This window comes from Denitromonas halophila (assembly GCF_007625155.1).
GTDB classification, from domain to species: Bacteria; Pseudomonadota; Gammaproteobacteria; order Burkholderiales; family Rhodocyclaceae; genus Nitrogeniibacter; species Nitrogeniibacter halophilus.
Genome location: NZ_VMNK01000003.1, coordinates 136,456 through 150,388 on the forward strand (window position 1 = coordinate 136,456; position 13,933 = coordinate 150,388).

Here is a 13,933-nt window from a genome sequence, read left to right on the forward strand (position 1 = left end):
AAAGAAAAACGCCAGCCGGTTTTGCCGGGCTGGCGTTTTTTTTGGCGCGAGACCGATGCTCAATAGCGGCTTTCGCCCCGGCGCCGCCTTCGGTGCGATGGCGGAGTGGGCGTTGGATTCGTAGCCCGGATGCAGCGAAGCGGAATCCGGGGGCCACGGTCGATTAACCGATGAGTCCCGGAGGCGGCCCTTCGGGCCTTGTCCAGGCTACGCTCGCTTTGAGGTCGCTCATCTCCTGGGCCTGTCATCGCGTAACAATGCATGAGTGAGAGAAGCGATCCTGCGTCGTGCGTGAAGCAAGTCATCACCGTTCGCCCCGAGCCGTCGTTACTATAAAGAAAAATGCATGGGGAATGCCGCATGACCGAATCGAACCAGCCAGCAAAGGCACAGCAGAATTGGCGCGGACTACACACCGTACTACTGTTTCTGGTCGCGGTTCTGTGCGGGGGGCTGATCTATCAACAGCATCGGTTTCAGGAGCGCCTCGACGCGCTTGCCAGCGTCCAAAACGATCGCGAAGGACGGCTTATAGCTGAATTGCACCAGCTGAACGCTGCGGTGGCTGCCGTCACAGCCACCTCTTCTCAACACAACGCCTTGCTCCATCGCAGTCTTGGCAAAGTCTTGCCTCTAGAGCTTCCCGCGGAGACAACACGTGTTTTCGACGAGGTTGAACGGCAATTGGCTAGCCCTGAGTCTTGGCCTACGGATGCTGCCACGGTCGAGGCGCGCATGAGCGAACTGCAAGCGGTGCTGGAAGCTTCGCCGCCGTGGATTCAGGAAGCGTTGCTACCGAGGCTCGTGCCTGCACATTGGTCGTTGCAAGTGCTGGCGCTTGTTCGGGAGCTGTTGCCAGAAGATGTCGAGGCATTGGATGGACGTATCGAGCAGGCTGAGTTGCTCATTGCCAGTCGCCCGATGAATGCATCTGATGCGCTAGTCACACAGTTAGACGACCGTCAGGCGGGAATGGTCCGTTTGCTGCGCGCCAAGCTTCAGCAGGAGGCCGTGCTGGTCGCCGAAAAGGCGCTCAAGGGGGAGTCCGATCCCGAAGAAGCACTGGCGTTGCTTGCAGATTTTGAGAGCCCGGTTTTGGAAGCACTGCGTGCTCAGTTGAACAATCGACGCCAGATGCTTGGACTGAAGCGTCGAGCCGAAGCGCTGACACAGCAATGGCCGGTGCTCGAAAAAATTTCGGCGCCTGACTTGAAGGAGCGATTTGCCACCGGCTTTCGGGTAGAGCTTCAGATGCTGCAGCTCGACGCATTGAGTGCTTCGATTCAGGATGCTCAGCTAGAAACTCAGATCGACAGTTTGCGCCAGAGCGTCGAGAACGCTTTGTCGGAACTGGCGGATGCGGCGAATAAGCGTAGCAAGGTTGAATTCAACGACTATCAGCGTTGGGCGCTCACTCAAATTGACGCAGTTTCGCCGCTCAAGGAGGTTTCGCTAGAAACAAAAGCCAAAGAGGGGCTCAAACGAGCTCTTGGTAACAAAGTGAAAAGCGCTGCCTCAAGTGCTCAAGACGCGCTCACTCGGGACATGATCCAGCATCTCAGCGTCATTGATGTTCATCTCCTCGATGTGGCCGTCGCAGAGTGGTACCAGGAAATATTCAGTGAGCGCTTCGCCAGTCTCGACATGACTCACAAAAAACGCGTGGTGGATGCGTTTGCCAATTCAAGCAAGAAGTCACTTGGGGCCACCTGATGCCGCATTTTTCGAAAACCTTGCTGACCTGTCTTGCGGTGTTCGTCAGCAGCGTTGCATTGGCACAGAACGTTGCCAAACCACCGGTAGGCGGTACGTACCAGGAGATCAAGACCTGGCACGAGCGCCTTCTGACAACTGCGCCGAGCCTGAGTCAGCGTCAGGCGGGCATGCGCGCGGTGGTTCGTTCAGGCCCTCTTGGCCAACGTGGGCTCCAGCGCATCTTCAACAACTTTGAAGGCAGGTTGGCGCTCGACCCGCGCATCCCCGGAGTCGAGCGCAATGCGCGCTTGCTGGCTTCGTCGAGCAAGTCCCAGCGCAAGGGCTATGTGCGTGAGGTTTTGTACGCAGCCAACATTCACGCAGATCGCCGCTTTGAATTGATCGAGATGGGCCGAAAGCTCGATCGTCCGTGGGGCAAGACAGATGCGGACATCCTGTTTCGACACAAAAAAACGGCCCGTGTCGTTCGGCTGGAGGTCAAAGACTACTCGCTGCGTTCTCAAGTGACTAATGAGGCCAAGCTCAAGCACCAGATTTCGAAAATGACAAAAGAAGCTCGATTGACTGGTGAGCAGCAAGTCTGGATCAACCGGCGTTCGGTGACCCCCGAAATTCACCGGTACGCCACCCGGCGCGGGGTTATGGTGCTCTCCAACGTGGGCACAGGGCGTCAATTGCCGATCGGGACGACACGGTTTGCCGACGCGCTAACACGTATTGAGCGATCTGTTGCCCCGACACCGGCGAGCACATCACGGTGGAGTATCCAGGGAGGCTTCCCTGTCGTTCGCCTGGCCACCGTCAATTCAAACAATTTGGTTCGCAGGGCCGCCGCTGCACCGGCCCTACGCCACGGCATAGTTCGAGCATCATCTGGGCGGTCAGCATGGGGCAGCGTAAGCAATCGCTTGTCGAATAGCCAAGCGCCACGCATTGCATCAGGTTTGGCCTTAGCTACCGCCACTATTTTTGCCGCAGATCTTGCGACGGACTGGATGGAATATCGCCGTGGCATGATTTCCTCAGTCCGCATGTGGCAAATAGCAACTGCCAAATCGGCGATCGCAGCCTCTGCGGCGGGAGGGGGCTATGCGGGTGCGACGGTGTGCGGGCTTGCGACCGCTAACCCTTGGGCTTCGGCCGGATGCGGACTCGCAGGCGCCGCAGCTGGAGGCGCGCTGGCAAATTGGTCGTTCGGCGGATTACTCAAATCGGACACTGCTAAAGAGATCAGTCGGTACCGACGGGATGCCCTGAAGCTGCGCTACGGGATTTGAATCGAAGGGCATTGCGCCGAATGCTGGTTTGCCGACATGACCAATCCTCGCTCGGGAGGCAAGCGGTCAGCTGCACAGCGACTGTCGATCGTTTTTATTTGGACCGCACAATCTCGCACGGAGCGGCGCCTCCATCCACGCCGCCCCGTGAGCATCGCTACATCACCCGATCAGCAACCAACAACTCAACTGCCGCCCGATCAAACTCCATCGTCTTCCCCGAAAGCGGCACATGAACCGGCTCCTTGGTGGCCTTATAGAGGCTTTCCGTGCGCATGCCGGACTTGACCTTGCCGCCCTCGGTGGCGGGTTCTTTGGCGTGGGAGACGACGACCTCGACCGGCTTGAGCAGCTCGCATAGATTGAAAAACCGAAGCACCTTCCACCACATGAGGTGATTGGTGTGGTGGCATTCGGCGGATGACGCTTCGCTGATCCGCCCGACATCGACCGTCCGCCCCTCGCCGATCGCCATCAGATGGCGCCGCCAGTGTGCAGTTTTTCATGCTCCCCGTCTTTTTCCACCCACCCCGCCCTCAAGAACCACGCCGCCACGCCGTAGGCTCGACAGCGATCTGCGTGCGCCATGATGGCGCCGGATACCTTTTTCCCGATCGATGAGCGCCCAATGCCCCGGCTTCATCCGCTGACACTCCGGTTTCACGACCCTGCGCTTGAAAACGCCTACGACGACTACGTCTACCCGCGCATGCTGGTGCAGTGGCGCGCGGCGCTGGTGATCGGGCCGGCTTTGTATGTGCTGCTGTTTGTGCTCGACGGCTGGTATATCCCCGAGGCAGAGCGCGGCGCGCTGTGGGCGATACGGCTGGGTTCGCTGATCGTCCCGATCACCTTCATCGCCATCACGTTGACGCGCCACTACCGGCGCTGCGCCTATCTGCTGCCGGCACTCAACGGGCTCACGGGCGGGCTCGGGCTGATCGCGATGATGCAGCTCATGCCGCTGGAGGTGGTGGCGCAGTATTACCCGGTGGTCGTGGTGGTCACCTTTTTTACCTACAACTTCAGCGGCACCCGCTTTATCTATGCGGTGGCGGTCGATGTGGTGCTGCTGGTGACCTACAACCTGTGCTTTGGCGTCGTGGCCGATTACCCCGGCTACCTGCTGGCCACCCAGGATTTCTTCATCATCTGTGCCAACCTCATCGGCGGCGGCGCGGGCTATATGGTGGAGTTGCAACGGCGGCGCCTGTTCGTCCACAAACAGGCACTGGAGGACGAGCGGCGTTTGCACCTGGAGCGCGCGCTGCATGACAGCCTGACCGGCCTGCCCAATCGTGAGCTGCTCTATGACCGCATCAACCAGCTACTCGCCGGCGCCCCCCGCTCGACGGCACAACATGCGCTGTACTTTGTGGATCTGAACGACTTCAAGCCGATCAACGATGTGCACGGCCACGCCGTGGGCGACCAGATGCTTCAGCGTGTGGCCGCGCGGCTGCGCCAGGCGGTGCGTGACGCCGATACGGTGGCCCGGCTGGGCGGTGACGAATTCGTGGTGCTGGTGGCCCAGATGCCCGACGCCACCGCCGCGCACCTTCAGGCCGAACGCATCCAGGCCATGGTCGCCCGCCGCGATGACGACCTGCCCAGCGACATCGCACTCAGCGCCAGCGTCGGGCTGTGCCTGTTCCCCTACCCCGGCGCCACGGCTGACGACATCATCCACCGCGCCGACCTGGCGATGTATCACCACAAGGCTTCGGGCACCCTCCCCTTGCCACTCACCGACCCCCAAGCCGCGGCCACCTGACACCGCCACACATGACGCAGATCATTTTGACTCTTCAACATCTGTTGTAGAGTCGCGTCATGAATACCGACACGGCTACCGCCGTTTTTGAATCTCTCGCCTCCGGCCTGCGCCTGGAGGTGTATCGCTTGCTGGTGCGCAAGGCGCCCGATGGCCTGGTGGCGGGCGACATCGCCACTGCGCTCGATGTGCCGCCCACCAACCTGTCCTTCCATTTCAAAGCGCTGACCCGCGCCGGGCTCATCACGGTCACCCCCGAGGGGCGCTACCAGCGCTACCGGGCCAATATCCCGCTGATGCTCGACACCATCGCCTACCTCACCGAATCCTGCTGCGCCGACCAGCCCGAAAAATGCATCGAGCTGCGCGCCGCCGCCGGCCAACGCTGATTTTTAACCCCCCTTATCTGTTCAAGGAACCCGTCCATGAAAAGCATCCAAGTGTTCGATCCCGCCCTGTGCTGCAGCTCCGGTGTGTGCGGCGTTGACGCCGACCAGGCGCTGATTACCTTCGCCGCCGACCTCGAGTGGGCCGCGCAGAACGGCGCCCGTATCGACCGCTTCAACCTCGGTCAGCAGCCGCTGGCCTTTGCCGGCAACGCCACGGTCAAGGGCTTTCTCGATCGCTCCGGCCCCGACGCCCTGCCGCTGATTCTGCTCGACGGCGAAATCGCCATGGCCGGCCGCTACCCCAGCCGCGCCGAACTGACCCACTGGCTGGGCACCGCCGAAGCGGCACCGGCCGAGCCCGAGCCCGAAGTCAGCGGTTGCTGCTCCGGCGGCCGTTGCGGCGGCTGAGCACCGCCATGCACTTTCTCGACCAAGCGCCGCGCTGCATGTTCTTCACCGGCAAAGGCGGCGTCGGTAAGACCTCGCTGGCCTGCGCCACCGCCATCCGGCTGGCCGACGCCGGGCGGCGGGTGCTGCTGGTCAGCACCGACCCGGCCTCCAACGTGGGGCAGGTGTTTGGTATCGAGATTGGCAACCGCATCGTGCCGGTGGCCGAGGTGCCCGGCCTGTCGGCGCTGGAGATCGACCCCCAGCAAGCCGCCCAGGCCTATCGCGACCGCATCGTCGGCCCGGTGCGCGGCGTGCTGCCCGACGCGGTGATCCGCAGCATCGAAGAGCAGCTGTCGGGCGCCTGCACCACAGAAATCGCCGCCTTCGACGAATTCACCGCCCTGCTCACCGACGCCAGCCTCACCGCCGATTTCGAGCATGTCATCTTCGACACCGCGCCCACCGGCCACACCATCCGCCTGCTGCAGTTGCCCGGCGCGTGGACTGGCTTTCTCGACGCAGGCAAGGGCGACGCCTCCTGCCTCGGTCCGCTGGCCGGGCTGGAGAAGCAGCGCGCGCAATACAAAGCCGCCGTCGCCGCGCTGGCCGACCCGACCCGCACACGCCTGGTGCTGGTGGCCCGCGCCCAGCAATCGACGCTGCGCGAAGTGGCGCGCACCCACGCCGAGCTGGCCGCCATCGGCCTGTTGCAACAACACCTCGTGATCAACGGCATTCTGTCGCGGGCCGACGCCGGCGACGACCCGCTGGCTCGCGCCCTGTGCGACCGCGAAGACGCCGCACTGGCCGCACAGCCCGAAGCCCTGCACGCCCTGCCGACCGATACTGTCGCGCTCAAGGCCTTCAATCTGGTCGGGCTGGACGCCGTGCGCCAATTGCTCGCCGACACCCCGGCGCCGGCCACTGCCAACGCGCCGACCACCCCGGCATTTGACGCGCCCGACTTCGCCGCGCTGATCGACGACATCGCCGCCGACCACCACGGCCTGATCATGCTGATGGGCAAGGGCGGCGTCGGCAAAACCACGCTCGCCGCCGCGCTGGCGCTCGAACTCGCGCAGCGCGGCCTGCCGGTGCACCTGTCCACCTCCGACCCTGCCGCACATCTGGCCGACACGCTGGCCGGTTCGCTCCCCGGCCTGACCGTCAGCCGCATCGACCCCGTGGCCGAGACCGCGCGCTACCGCGAGCAGGTGCTCGCCACCCGCGGCGCCGCACTCGACGCGCAAGGCCGCGCCCTGCTCGAAGAAGACCTGCGCTCGCCCTGCACCGAAGAGATCGCCGTTTTCCAGGCCTTCTCGCGCGTCATCCGCGAGGCCGGCAAGCAGTTTGTGGTGATGGACACCGCACCCACCGGCCACTCGCTGCTGCTGCTCGACGCCACCGGCGCCTATCACCGCGAGATGCTCCGTCAGCGTGGCGCGCAGACGCAGGCCGAGATCACTCCCATGCAGCAACTACAGGACCCCGAGCAAACCAAGGTGCTGCTCGTGACGCTTGCCGAGACCACGCCGGTGCTCGAAGCCTCCCACCTGCAATCCGACCTGCGCCGCGCCGGCATCGAGCCCTGGGCCTGGGTCATCAACAACAGCATCGCCGCCGCCGGCAGCGAAGCGCCCCTGCTGCGACAGCGCGCACACAACGAGTTGCGCGAGATTGAGGCCGTGGCGCACGAGCACGCCCGCCGCTACGCCGTGGTGCCGCTGCTGCAGGACGAACCGGTCGGCGTCGATCGCCTGCTCGCGCTGGCCGAACGGCGCATCGCCACCCCCTGAGCGCGTCGGCACTGCCTCATTTTGCGGCAGCGCAAAAAAGTCCTGCCGCGTCAGTCAGATAAGCTGCCCGCACACAGCTTATCCACAGACTGACGCACGGCAGCCGGGGATAAGCGCCAACACCAATGCCGCTGAAACGTCCAGCCCGCAAGGCTTTCATGCCAATCGCCTGTTTTCGCCCCGCCACCCCGTGTTTGCCTCATTTTGCGGCAGTGCAAAAAACCTGAGTCGTCTCAGTCGGATAGGTGCCTGCCACACAGCTTATCCACACCTTCGCCCACGGCGAACGGGGATAAAACCCCGCCCCACGGGTCCGAAACGCCCAGCCGGCGCGGGTTTCATGCGAATCGGCTGGTATCGGCCCGACCAACCGCGATTGCCTCATTTTTAGGCAGCCGCAGAAAACGCCATCGCCTCAAGGAGATAGCCCCGCCTCTCACAGCTTGTCCACAAGCCTGCCCACGGCAGCCGTGGATAAGCCGCCGCGCCGTCTAGCCAGCCTCGCGCGCCGCATCGGCGGGCGGCGCAATGCCCCAAACCGCGCAGAGCTGGTGCATCACCGCCCGGATCAGCGGGTCGTTCTCGCGCTTGCGCAGATAAACGAACTGCAGCGGCACCGAGGGCAGCGCCACCGGCAGTTCATAGGCGTGGTCGTCGTTCGAAAATACCCCGGCACGCACAATGCCCAGGCCGACACCGGCGCGAATCATCTCGACCAGCGCGTCTTCCTGGTTGGCGATCAGGGTCCGCGTGGGCTCGCAGCAGTGCGCGTCGAAAAGCGCGCGCATCGCCGCAAAGTGCGAGCAGTCGGGCGAGGTATACACCCAGGGCAGACGCGCCAGATCGGCCACGTCGGTAGAGATGATCTGATCGCGCAGCGAGACCGGCGCGCCGATCACCAGCGGCTCGTCGCACAGGAAGCACACGCTCATGCTCGGGTCGTCGATCTCGCCGGTGACGAAGGCGGCGTCGAGCTTGCCGACGCGCACCGCCGGCAGATTGGTGCCGGTCGAGCCGGTGAGCATGGCCACTTCAAGACGGGGATAGTGTTCGGCCAGCCCGGCCTGCAGCGCGGTCAGGCGCAAAAAGCGCGCGTCGGTATTGAGGCCGATGCGCACGCTGCCGATCAATTCATCCTGCAAGCCCTTGGCGTGCTGCATCACCGCGCTGGCCGCGGCCAGCGCCTGACGCGCGCGGGGCAGCAGCTCTTCGCCCACCGGGGTCAGCCGCATGCCTTTCGGGGTGCGGTCGAACAGCGTCACGCCCAGGGTTTCTTCCAGCGCCTTGATATGTGCGCTGATCGCCGGCTGGCTGGTAAACAGGCGCTCGGCGGCACGGGTGAGGTGCTTCTCTTCGGCGACGGCAACGAAGGTTCTGAGGTGATAGAGCTCCATGACACGGTCCTGTGACGTCGGCTGACCCACAGTACACCGCAGATCGCCACACCACGCCATCACAATTTCCGAAGACGCGAATCCGAATAAACGATTGGATGCATTTGTCCTGAGCGGCCAAGCTTCAACTCACCAAAGCCCCACTCAAGGAGACGCATCATGAGCAGCCTGACACACAAAGCTTGCGCCCCTGCCGTCGCCCGCACCGACATTGCCTCGGTGCTGCGCCAACTGGGCCACGCACTGCGCACCACCATCACCGTCTGGCGCAAGCGCAGCGCCGCCCGCCGCGAGCTGCGCGAGCTCGATGAACATGTGCTGCGCGATGTCGGCATCAGCCGCAGCCAGGCGGACTTTGAAGGCCGCAAGCCGTTCTGGGTGAAGTAACGGTATCGATGACGAAGTCTGGTGGGTGGCTCGCCACCCACCGAATACCCCATCGCGCCGTCAAGCCACTCGCCCGGCGTCAGCCCTCGGGCATCTGCTCAATCACCATCCACTGCACGCCAAAGCGATCCACCAGCATGCCGAACTGCCGGGCGAAAAAGGTGGGCGCCAAAGGCATGCGCACCTCGCCCCCCTCGGACAGCGCTGCAAATACGCGCTGCGCCTCCGCGTCGTCGGCCACGTCGACCGACAAGGCAAAGCCGTCGAAGCCGGCCGCCTCACCGCACATCCCGTCCGAGGCCATCACCATGGTGTCACCGATCTTGAGATTGGCATGCATCACCTTGTCGGCCATGCCAGGCATCTCCGGCATCGCCCCCGGCGGGGCGTCGCTGAAACGCATCAGCGCGGTCACTTCAGCGCCAAGCGCCTCGGTGTAGAGACTCAGCGCGGCTTCGCAGTCACCGCGGAACAACAAATAGGGTTCAACTCGCATGATGTGACTCCTTCTCTGTTTGGATTTCGATCTCGCCGGCCAGATACGCATCGAGACGCACCCAGGCATCAAGGACATCGCGGCGCAGACGATCGTGCCCGTCTTCAAAAGCGCGAATCTCGGCGTCACTCGCGTGGACCGGTCGCGAGCACAGGCGAAGTTCGGTGCCAACGGGCGCGTCGGCCAGCTCCAATGTGTGATGCACGTAGCGCGGCCAGTGCGGCACGCGCGGGTGGCGGGTCACGCCGCCCTTGGTATCCAGCAACGAGCCAACAAACACAAGCCGCGCCGGCTCGATGATGTCGCGATACACCCAGCGCCCCCAGCGAGGCGGCTCGTTCGGCCGCTCGATCACGTAGAGAAAACGCCCGCCCAGATGGAAGCTCAACGATGCGGCGCGCATTTGCGCCCCCGCCGGGGCCCACCATTGCGTGAGGTGACCGGCATCCGACAGCGCGGCCCAGACCCTGTCGCGCGGCGCTGCGACGCAATGGGTCAGGGCAAACGCGACGCGGCGTGAATCGGCACGCATATCCATGCGCATCCTCCTGTGTCGTGACGACGCGCGCCCGCTCAGGGCGTCAGTTCAAACTGCGCCTTGCAGGTCTCGGGCTCGAAAGGCACCGAAAAATGCTCATGCGCGATTCGCCACTGACCATCGACCTTGCGCAGCCCGATCGAGCAACGCATCCAGCCGGCCTGGGTCTTGCCCTCCGGATCGGTGGCGCCGCAGTACACCAGATAGTGGCCAAAGCCGACGTCCTCGCCGAGCGTGAGCGACAAGTCCTGCATGTCGAACACCATCTGACCGGCACACATCTCCAGGCAGCTGCGCCAGTGCGTGTCGTAGGCCGCGCGGTCGGTAAACTGCAGGGGGCCAATGGCATCGAAGGCCACCAGCGACGCGGTGTAATAGCCCATGAGACGCTTCACGTCACGGGCGGCCACGGCCTCGCGGCAGGCCGCGAACATCTCGCGCACCGCGGCTTCGTCGGCCGGATCGTTCTGTGTTGTCATGTCATCGCTCCTGTTGGGTTGGGTCGTCACACCTGCAATTGACGCACCGGCCGCACCTCGACGCTGCCGACACGCGCCGCCGGAATCTGCGCCGCAACCTGGATCGCTTCATTCAGATCGCGCGCCTCGACCAGATAGAAACCGGCCAACTGCTCCTTGGTTTCGGCAAACGGCCCGTCGGTGATCGACACCTTGCCGCCGCGCATGCGCACGGTGGTGGCGGCGGCCACCGGCTCGAGCGCCTCGGCCGCCAGCATGCGGCCGCTGCCGGCCACCTGCTCGGCGTAGGCCTGGCATTCGGCATCTTCGGGACTGTCGGGCAGGCTGTGCAGCAAGGCTTCATCGGCATACACCAGACACAGATATTTCATGGGGCAGGCTCCTGACGTAGGGAACGTGTATCGGTCATTGCTTAGTCGCCCGCGCTGGTGCCGATTCGACAGCCGTTCGTCGGAACGCCATCAACGCAGGCGCTCGAGCCGTGCCGCGAGGTGGCGCTGCTCGGGCCCCGGCCGGGTCAGCGCCAGCGCGCGGCGGTAGGCATCGCGGGCACCGTCGCGCTCGCCCAGGCGCTGCAGCAGCTCGCCGCGGGCGGCGTGCGCCAGGCGGTAGTCGGCCAGCTCGCCATCCGCGAGCAGCGCATCGATCAGCGCCAGACCGACCGCCGGCCCGTCGCGCATGGCGACTGCCACTGCGCGGTTGAGCGCCACCACCGGCGAGGGCTCGGCGCGCATCAGCACCTCGTAGAGCCCGACGATCTGCGGCCAGTCGGTGTCGGCGGCGGTCGGCGCCTCGGCATGCACCGCGGCAATCGCCGCCTGCAGGGCGTAGGGGCCGACACGGCGTGCGCGCAGCGACGCCTCCACCAAGGCGCAACCCTCGGCGATCAGCGCGCGATCCCACCGGCCGCGATCCTGCGCGTCGAGCAACACCAGCTCGCCATCGACCGTCGTGCGCGCCGCGCGGCGCGATTCGGTGAGCAGCATCAGCGCCAGCAAGCCCTGCGCCTCGGGTTCGGGCAGCAACTCGACCAGCAGCCGACCGAGGCGGATGGCCTCATCGGACAGGTCCGCACAGGTCAGCGCCTCGCCACTGGAGGCGAGATAGCCCTCATTGAAGATCAGGTAGATCACCCGCAACACGCTGTCGAGCCGCTCGGCCAGCGCCGGCCCCTCGGGCACCTCGTAGGGGATGCGCGCATCGCGGATCTTGCCCTTGGCGCGCACGATGCGCTGCGCCAGCGTCGGCGTGGCGGTGAGATACGCGCTGGCAATAGCCTCGGTGGTCAGCCCGCACACCTCGCGCAGGGTCAGCGCCACCTGCGCCTCGGGCGCCAGTGCAGGGTGGCAGCAGGTGAAGATCAGTCGCAGCCGGTCGTCTTCGATGCCGCTGGCCGGCTCGGCAACGTCTTGCTCGTCCTCGGCCAGCCGCCAGGCCAACTCGGCGAGCGAGGCATCGAACCGGGCGCGCTGACGAATGCGGTCGATGGCCCGGAAACGCCCCGCCGACACCAGCCAAGCACGCGTGTTGTCCGGCACGCCGTCGCGCGGCCACTGCGCCATGGCCGCGGTGAAGGCCTCCTGCACCGCCTCCTCGGCCAGATCGAAATCGCCCAGCAGACGGATCAACGTGGCGCGGATGCGGCGCGACTCGGTGCGGTAGAGGGCGTCGATTTGAGTGGGAATATCCATATTCCGTGCCAACATGCCCATGAAGCGCAGCTTAGCTGCATTACGAAAAGCATAAAATGGCGACGTACCAAAGTCACGATTCGACAACCGTTTCAACGCCTACCCAAAACTCAATCTCCATACGTCTCATTAGCTTAGAGTTTGAAAACACTCATGACTGGAATCGAAACAACCCTCCTGCGTCAGGCGCTTCTACTCATCGGCGTGGCGGTTGTCATGCTTTCCGGCCCAGCGATTGGCGGCGGCGTTCTGATTTGGCGCAAGCAAAAGGCACGAGCTTCCCGACGGTCGCCGCTGACGACGAAGCTGCTGAGGGGGCCCGGCCAAACGCTCCGAGATCATATTGAGGAGTCACGCGTAGACCTCATGGCCGACTTGGCAATGATGATGACAATGCCACTCATGCTGGTAGGGCTTCATCTTGCGCAGTCCTACTTGCTAGGAGCCCCCGAAAGCACTTTCAGGATCGGATTTACAACCGTAGCAGCGATCGGAATGACGCTCTGGAGCGCTAGACGACTCTACAAGCGTTCAAGATCGCTCGACTTTGCGCGACTCGGACTAGATGCCGAAATCGCCGTTGGTCAAGAACTCGATCAACTCATGCGCGAGGGCGCAGCAGTCTTCCACGATTTTCCCGCCGAGGGATTCAACATTGACCATGTTGTCATCTCACCCAGCGGAATTTACGCGATCGAGACCAAGGGGTATTCAAAGCCCAATCGCTCACGCGGCGCGGAGAACGCAAAAGTCGGTTTTGATGGTCATGCACTGCACTTCCCCAACTGGACGACGACCAAACCGCTCGAACAAGCCGAGCGGCAGGCAGCGTGGCTAAAAAAATGGCTGTCAAACGCAGTCGGTACGTCCGTTTCTGTAACACCTGTATTAGCGCTTCCAGGCTGGTTTGTCGAAAGGGCGGGACGTGGCTCGGTCTGGGTCTTTAGCGGAAAAGAAATCCGAAAGCTATTGAGTCAGAGAAGCGCGCCCGCAGTTGATGCCCAACTCGTCCGGCAAGCGGCCCATCAAGTCGAACAACGATGCCGAAACGTCAGTCCAACTTACCGCCCACTAGATCAGGGCGGTTGAAGCGGACCTCTCCGACAACCAGTTCACCCCGGTTTCATCACCGCCCGCAGTTTCTCCGCATACTCCGCCAGCACTGCCGCCGGCGGATCCTTGCGTGGCCAGGACAGCGCGATGCCGTCGTCGCCATGGCGCGGCACGACATGCATGTGGCAGTGGAAGACGGTCTGGTCGCCTTCCTTGCCGTTGGCCTGCAGCAGGGTCAGGCCGGGCGGGTCGAAGGCCTCGCGCACGGCGAAGGCGACGCGCTGGGCGGTCTGCATGAGGGCGCCGGCCTCATCAAAGGTGAGGTCGAACAGCGTGGCGGCGTGGCGCTTGCTGGCCACCAGCACATGGCCGGGATTGACCTGGCCGATGTCCATGAAGGCGATGGTCAGCGCGTCTTCATAGACACGCTCGGCAGGGATCTCGCCCGCCACCAGGCGGCAGAAGATGCACTGTCCGGGGGGCGAGGTATCGACAAACATCGGCATGGCGGCTCCTTGTGCGGTTCGGTGCGCGCTTGCAGTGGCGCACGGGT

At 63.9% G+C, this 13,933-nt stretch carries 16 protein-coding genes; 8 read left to right on the forward strand and 8 right to left on the reverse strand.

All coding sequences use genetic code 11. From position 1 onward, the window contains the following. Nucleotides 1-360: 360 nt before the first annotated feature. Both FHP91_RS02685 and FHP91_RS02690 read left to right on the forward strand, forming a co-directional pair. The gene (locus FHP91_RS02685; protein ID WP_144308126.1) at nucleotides 361-1,713 is read left to right on the forward strand and encodes a hypothetical protein; all 1,353 of its coding nucleotides are present in this window, start codon (nucleotides 361-363) and stop codon (nucleotides 1,711-1,713) included. After that, on the forward strand, nucleotides 1,713-2,993 hold the full coding sequence (locus tag FHP91_RS02690; protein WP_144308127.1) for a hypothetical protein: 1,281 nt from the start codon (nucleotides 1,713-1,715) through the stop codon (nucleotides 2,991-2,993). Before FHP91_RS02685 ends, FHP91_RS02690 begins: the two co-directional genes overlap by 1 nt. Nucleotides 2,994-3,150: 157 nt before the next feature. Here the strand turns inward: FHP91_RS02690 and FHP91_RS02695 are convergent, their stop codons facing one another. After that, the gene (locus FHP91_RS02695) at nucleotides 3,151-3,468 is read right to left on the reverse strand and encodes a hypothetical protein (RefSeq protein ID WP_144308128.1); all 318 of its coding nucleotides are present in this window, start codon (nucleotides 3,466-3,468) and stop codon (nucleotides 3,151-3,153) included. Between the two features lie 153 nt (nucleotides 3,469-3,621). On the opposite strand from FHP91_RS02695, the gene FHP91_RS02700 reads away from it, so the two are divergent. From FHP91_RS02700 to arsA, 4 genes are read left to right on the forward strand one after another with little or no spacing between them, the layout of a single operon-like run. After that, entirely contained in the window at nucleotides 3,622-4,767 is a 1,146-nt protein-coding gene (locus FHP91_RS02700) for a GGDEF domain-containing protein (RefSeq protein ID WP_186301420.1), read from the forward strand. A gap of 59 nt (nucleotides 4,768-4,826) precedes the next feature. Then, complete coding sequence (locus FHP91_RS02705) at nucleotides 4,827-5,156, forward strand: ArsR/SmtB family transcription factor (RefSeq protein WP_144308130.1); 330 nt, start codon at nucleotides 4,827-4,829, stop codon at nucleotides 5,154-5,156. A gap of 36 nt (nucleotides 5,157-5,192) precedes the next feature. Next, a complete protein-coding gene (arsD, locus tag FHP91_RS02710) occupies nucleotides 5,193-5,564 on the forward strand; it encodes an arsenite efflux transporter metallochaperone ArsD (protein ID WP_144308131.1) in 372 nt (123 codons plus the stop codon). An 8-nt stretch (nucleotides 5,565-5,572) separates the two neighbouring features. Continuing rightward, nucleotides 5,573-7,342, forward strand: a complete 1,770-nt coding sequence (gene arsA / locus FHP91_RS02715) for an arsenical pump-driving ATPase (protein ID WP_144308132.1) — start codon at nucleotides 5,573-5,575, stop codon at nucleotides 7,340-7,342. A gap of 491 nt (nucleotides 7,343-7,833) precedes the next feature. Here the strand turns inward: arsA and FHP91_RS02720 are convergent, their stop codons facing one another. After that, nucleotides 7,834-8,736: a LysR family transcriptional regulator gene (locus tag FHP91_RS02720; RefSeq protein ID WP_186301421.1), complete on the reverse strand. Its 903-nt coding sequence runs from the start codon at nucleotides 8,734-8,736 to the stop codon at nucleotides 7,834-7,836. 159 nt (nucleotides 8,737-8,895) lie between these two features. Here FHP91_RS02720 and FHP91_RS02725 point away from each other — a divergent pair, with 159 nt between their 5' ends. Continuing rightward, complete coding sequence (locus FHP91_RS02725) at nucleotides 8,896-9,123, forward strand: DUF1127 domain-containing protein (RefSeq protein WP_144308134.1); 228 nt, start codon at nucleotides 8,896-8,898, stop codon at nucleotides 9,121-9,123. Nucleotides 9,124-9,202: 79 nt separating this feature from the next. On the opposite strand, the gene FHP91_RS02730 is transcribed toward FHP91_RS02725, so the two are convergent. From FHP91_RS02730 to FHP91_RS02750, 5 genes are all read right to left on the reverse strand, one after another. After that, nucleotides 9,203-9,619: a VOC family protein gene (locus FHP91_RS02730; protein ID WP_144176280.1), complete on the reverse strand. Its 417-nt coding sequence runs from the start codon at nucleotides 9,617-9,619 to the stop codon at nucleotides 9,203-9,205. After that, nucleotides 9,609-10,157, reverse strand: a complete 549-nt coding sequence (locus FHP91_RS02735) for an SRPBCC family protein (protein WP_186301422.1) — start codon at nucleotides 10,155-10,157, stop codon at nucleotides 9,609-9,611. Before FHP91_RS02735 ends, FHP91_RS02730 begins: the two co-directional genes overlap by 11 nt. 35 nt (nucleotides 10,158-10,192) lie before the next feature. Beyond that, nucleotides 10,193-10,636, reverse strand: coding sequence for a YybH family protein (locus FHP91_RS02740; protein ID WP_144308136.1), 444 nt, complete (start codon nucleotides 10,634-10,636; stop codon nucleotides 10,193-10,195). Between the two features lie 26 nt (nucleotides 10,637-10,662). Continuing rightward, a complete protein-coding gene (locus FHP91_RS02745) occupies nucleotides 10,663-11,007 on the reverse strand; it encodes a YciI family protein (RefSeq protein WP_144308137.1) in 345 nt (114 codons plus the stop codon). A 90-nt stretch (nucleotides 11,008-11,097) separates the two neighbouring features. Beyond that, a complete protein-coding gene (locus tag FHP91_RS02750; protein ID WP_222105092.1) occupies nucleotides 11,098-12,327 on the reverse strand; it encodes an RNA polymerase sigma factor in 1,230 nt (409 codons plus the stop codon). A gap of 153 nt (nucleotides 12,328-12,480) precedes the next feature. Between FHP91_RS02750 and FHP91_RS02755 the strand changes: the two genes are divergently transcribed. After that, nucleotides 12,481-13,416, forward strand: coding sequence for a nuclease-related domain-containing protein (locus FHP91_RS02755; RefSeq protein ID WP_144308138.1), 936 nt, complete (start codon nucleotides 12,481-12,483; stop codon nucleotides 13,414-13,416). A gap of 23 nt (nucleotides 13,417-13,439) precedes the next feature. On the opposite strand, the gene FHP91_RS02760 is transcribed toward FHP91_RS02755, so the two are convergent. Then, nucleotides 13,440-13,886 carry an HIT family protein gene (locus FHP91_RS02760; protein WP_144308139.1) on the reverse strand — a complete coding sequence of 149 codons (447 nt, stop codon included), beginning with the start codon at nucleotides 13,884-13,886 and terminating at the stop codon, nucleotides 13,440-13,442. Between the last annotated feature and the right edge of the window lie 47 nt (nucleotides 13,887-13,933).

Bases quoted from the DNA above. Each gene is read 5' to 3' on its own strand.
- FHP91_RS02685 (WP_144308126.1), top strand. From the start codon at position 361: ATGACCGAATCGAACCAGCCAGCAAAGGCACAGCAGAATTGGCGCGGA.
- FHP91_RS02690 (WP_144308127.1), top strand. From the start codon at position 1,713: ATGCCGCATTTTTCGAAAACCTTGCTGACCTGTCTTGCGGTGTTCGTC.
- FHP91_RS02695 (WP_144308128.1), bottom strand. From the start codon at position 3,468: ATGGCGATCGGCGAGGGGCGGACGGTCGATGTCGGGCGGATCAGCGAA.
- FHP91_RS02700 (WP_186301420.1), top strand. From the start codon at position 3,622: ATGCCCCGGCTTCATCCGCTGACACTCCGGTTTCACGACCCTGCGCTT.
- FHP91_RS02705 (WP_144308130.1), top strand. From the start codon at position 4,827: ATGAATACCGACACGGCTACCGCCGTTTTTGAATCTCTCGCCTCCGGC.
- arsD (WP_144308131.1), top strand. From the start codon at position 5,193: ATGAAAAGCATCCAAGTGTTCGATCCCGCCCTGTGCTGCAGCTCCGGT.
- arsA (WP_144308132.1), top strand. From the start codon at position 5,573: ATGCACTTTCTCGACCAAGCGCCGCGCTGCATGTTCTTCACCGGCAAA.
- FHP91_RS02720 (WP_186301421.1), bottom strand. From the start codon at position 8,736: ATGGAGCTCTATCACCTCAGAACCTTCGTTGCCGTCGCCGAAGAGAAG.
- FHP91_RS02725 (WP_144308134.1), top strand. From the start codon at position 8,896: ATGAGCAGCCTGACACACAAAGCTTGCGCCCCTGCCGTCGCCCGCACC.
- FHP91_RS02730 (WP_144176280.1), bottom strand. From the start codon at position 9,619: ATGCGAGTTGAACCCTATTTGTTGTTCCGCGGTGACTGCGAAGCCGCG.
- FHP91_RS02735 (WP_186301422.1), bottom strand. From the start codon at position 10,157: ATGGATATGCGTGCCGATTCACGCCGCGTCGCGTTTGCCCTGACCCAT.
- FHP91_RS02740 (WP_144308136.1), bottom strand. From the start codon at position 10,636: ATGACAACACAGAACGATCCGGCCGACGAAGCCGCGGTGCGCGAGATG.
- FHP91_RS02745 (WP_144308137.1), bottom strand. From the start codon at position 11,007: ATGAAATATCTGTGTCTGGTGTATGCCGATGAAGCCTTGCTGCACAGC.
- FHP91_RS02750 (WP_222105092.1), bottom strand. From the start codon at position 12,327: ATGGATATTCCCACTCAAATCGACGCCCTCTACCGCACCGAGTCGCGC.
- FHP91_RS02755 (WP_144308138.1), top strand. From the start codon at position 12,481: ATGACTGGAATCGAAACAACCCTCCTGCGTCAGGCGCTTCTACTCATC.
- FHP91_RS02760 (WP_144308139.1), bottom strand. From the start codon at position 13,886: ATGCCGATGTTTGTCGATACCTCGCCCCCCGGACAGTGCATCTTCTGC.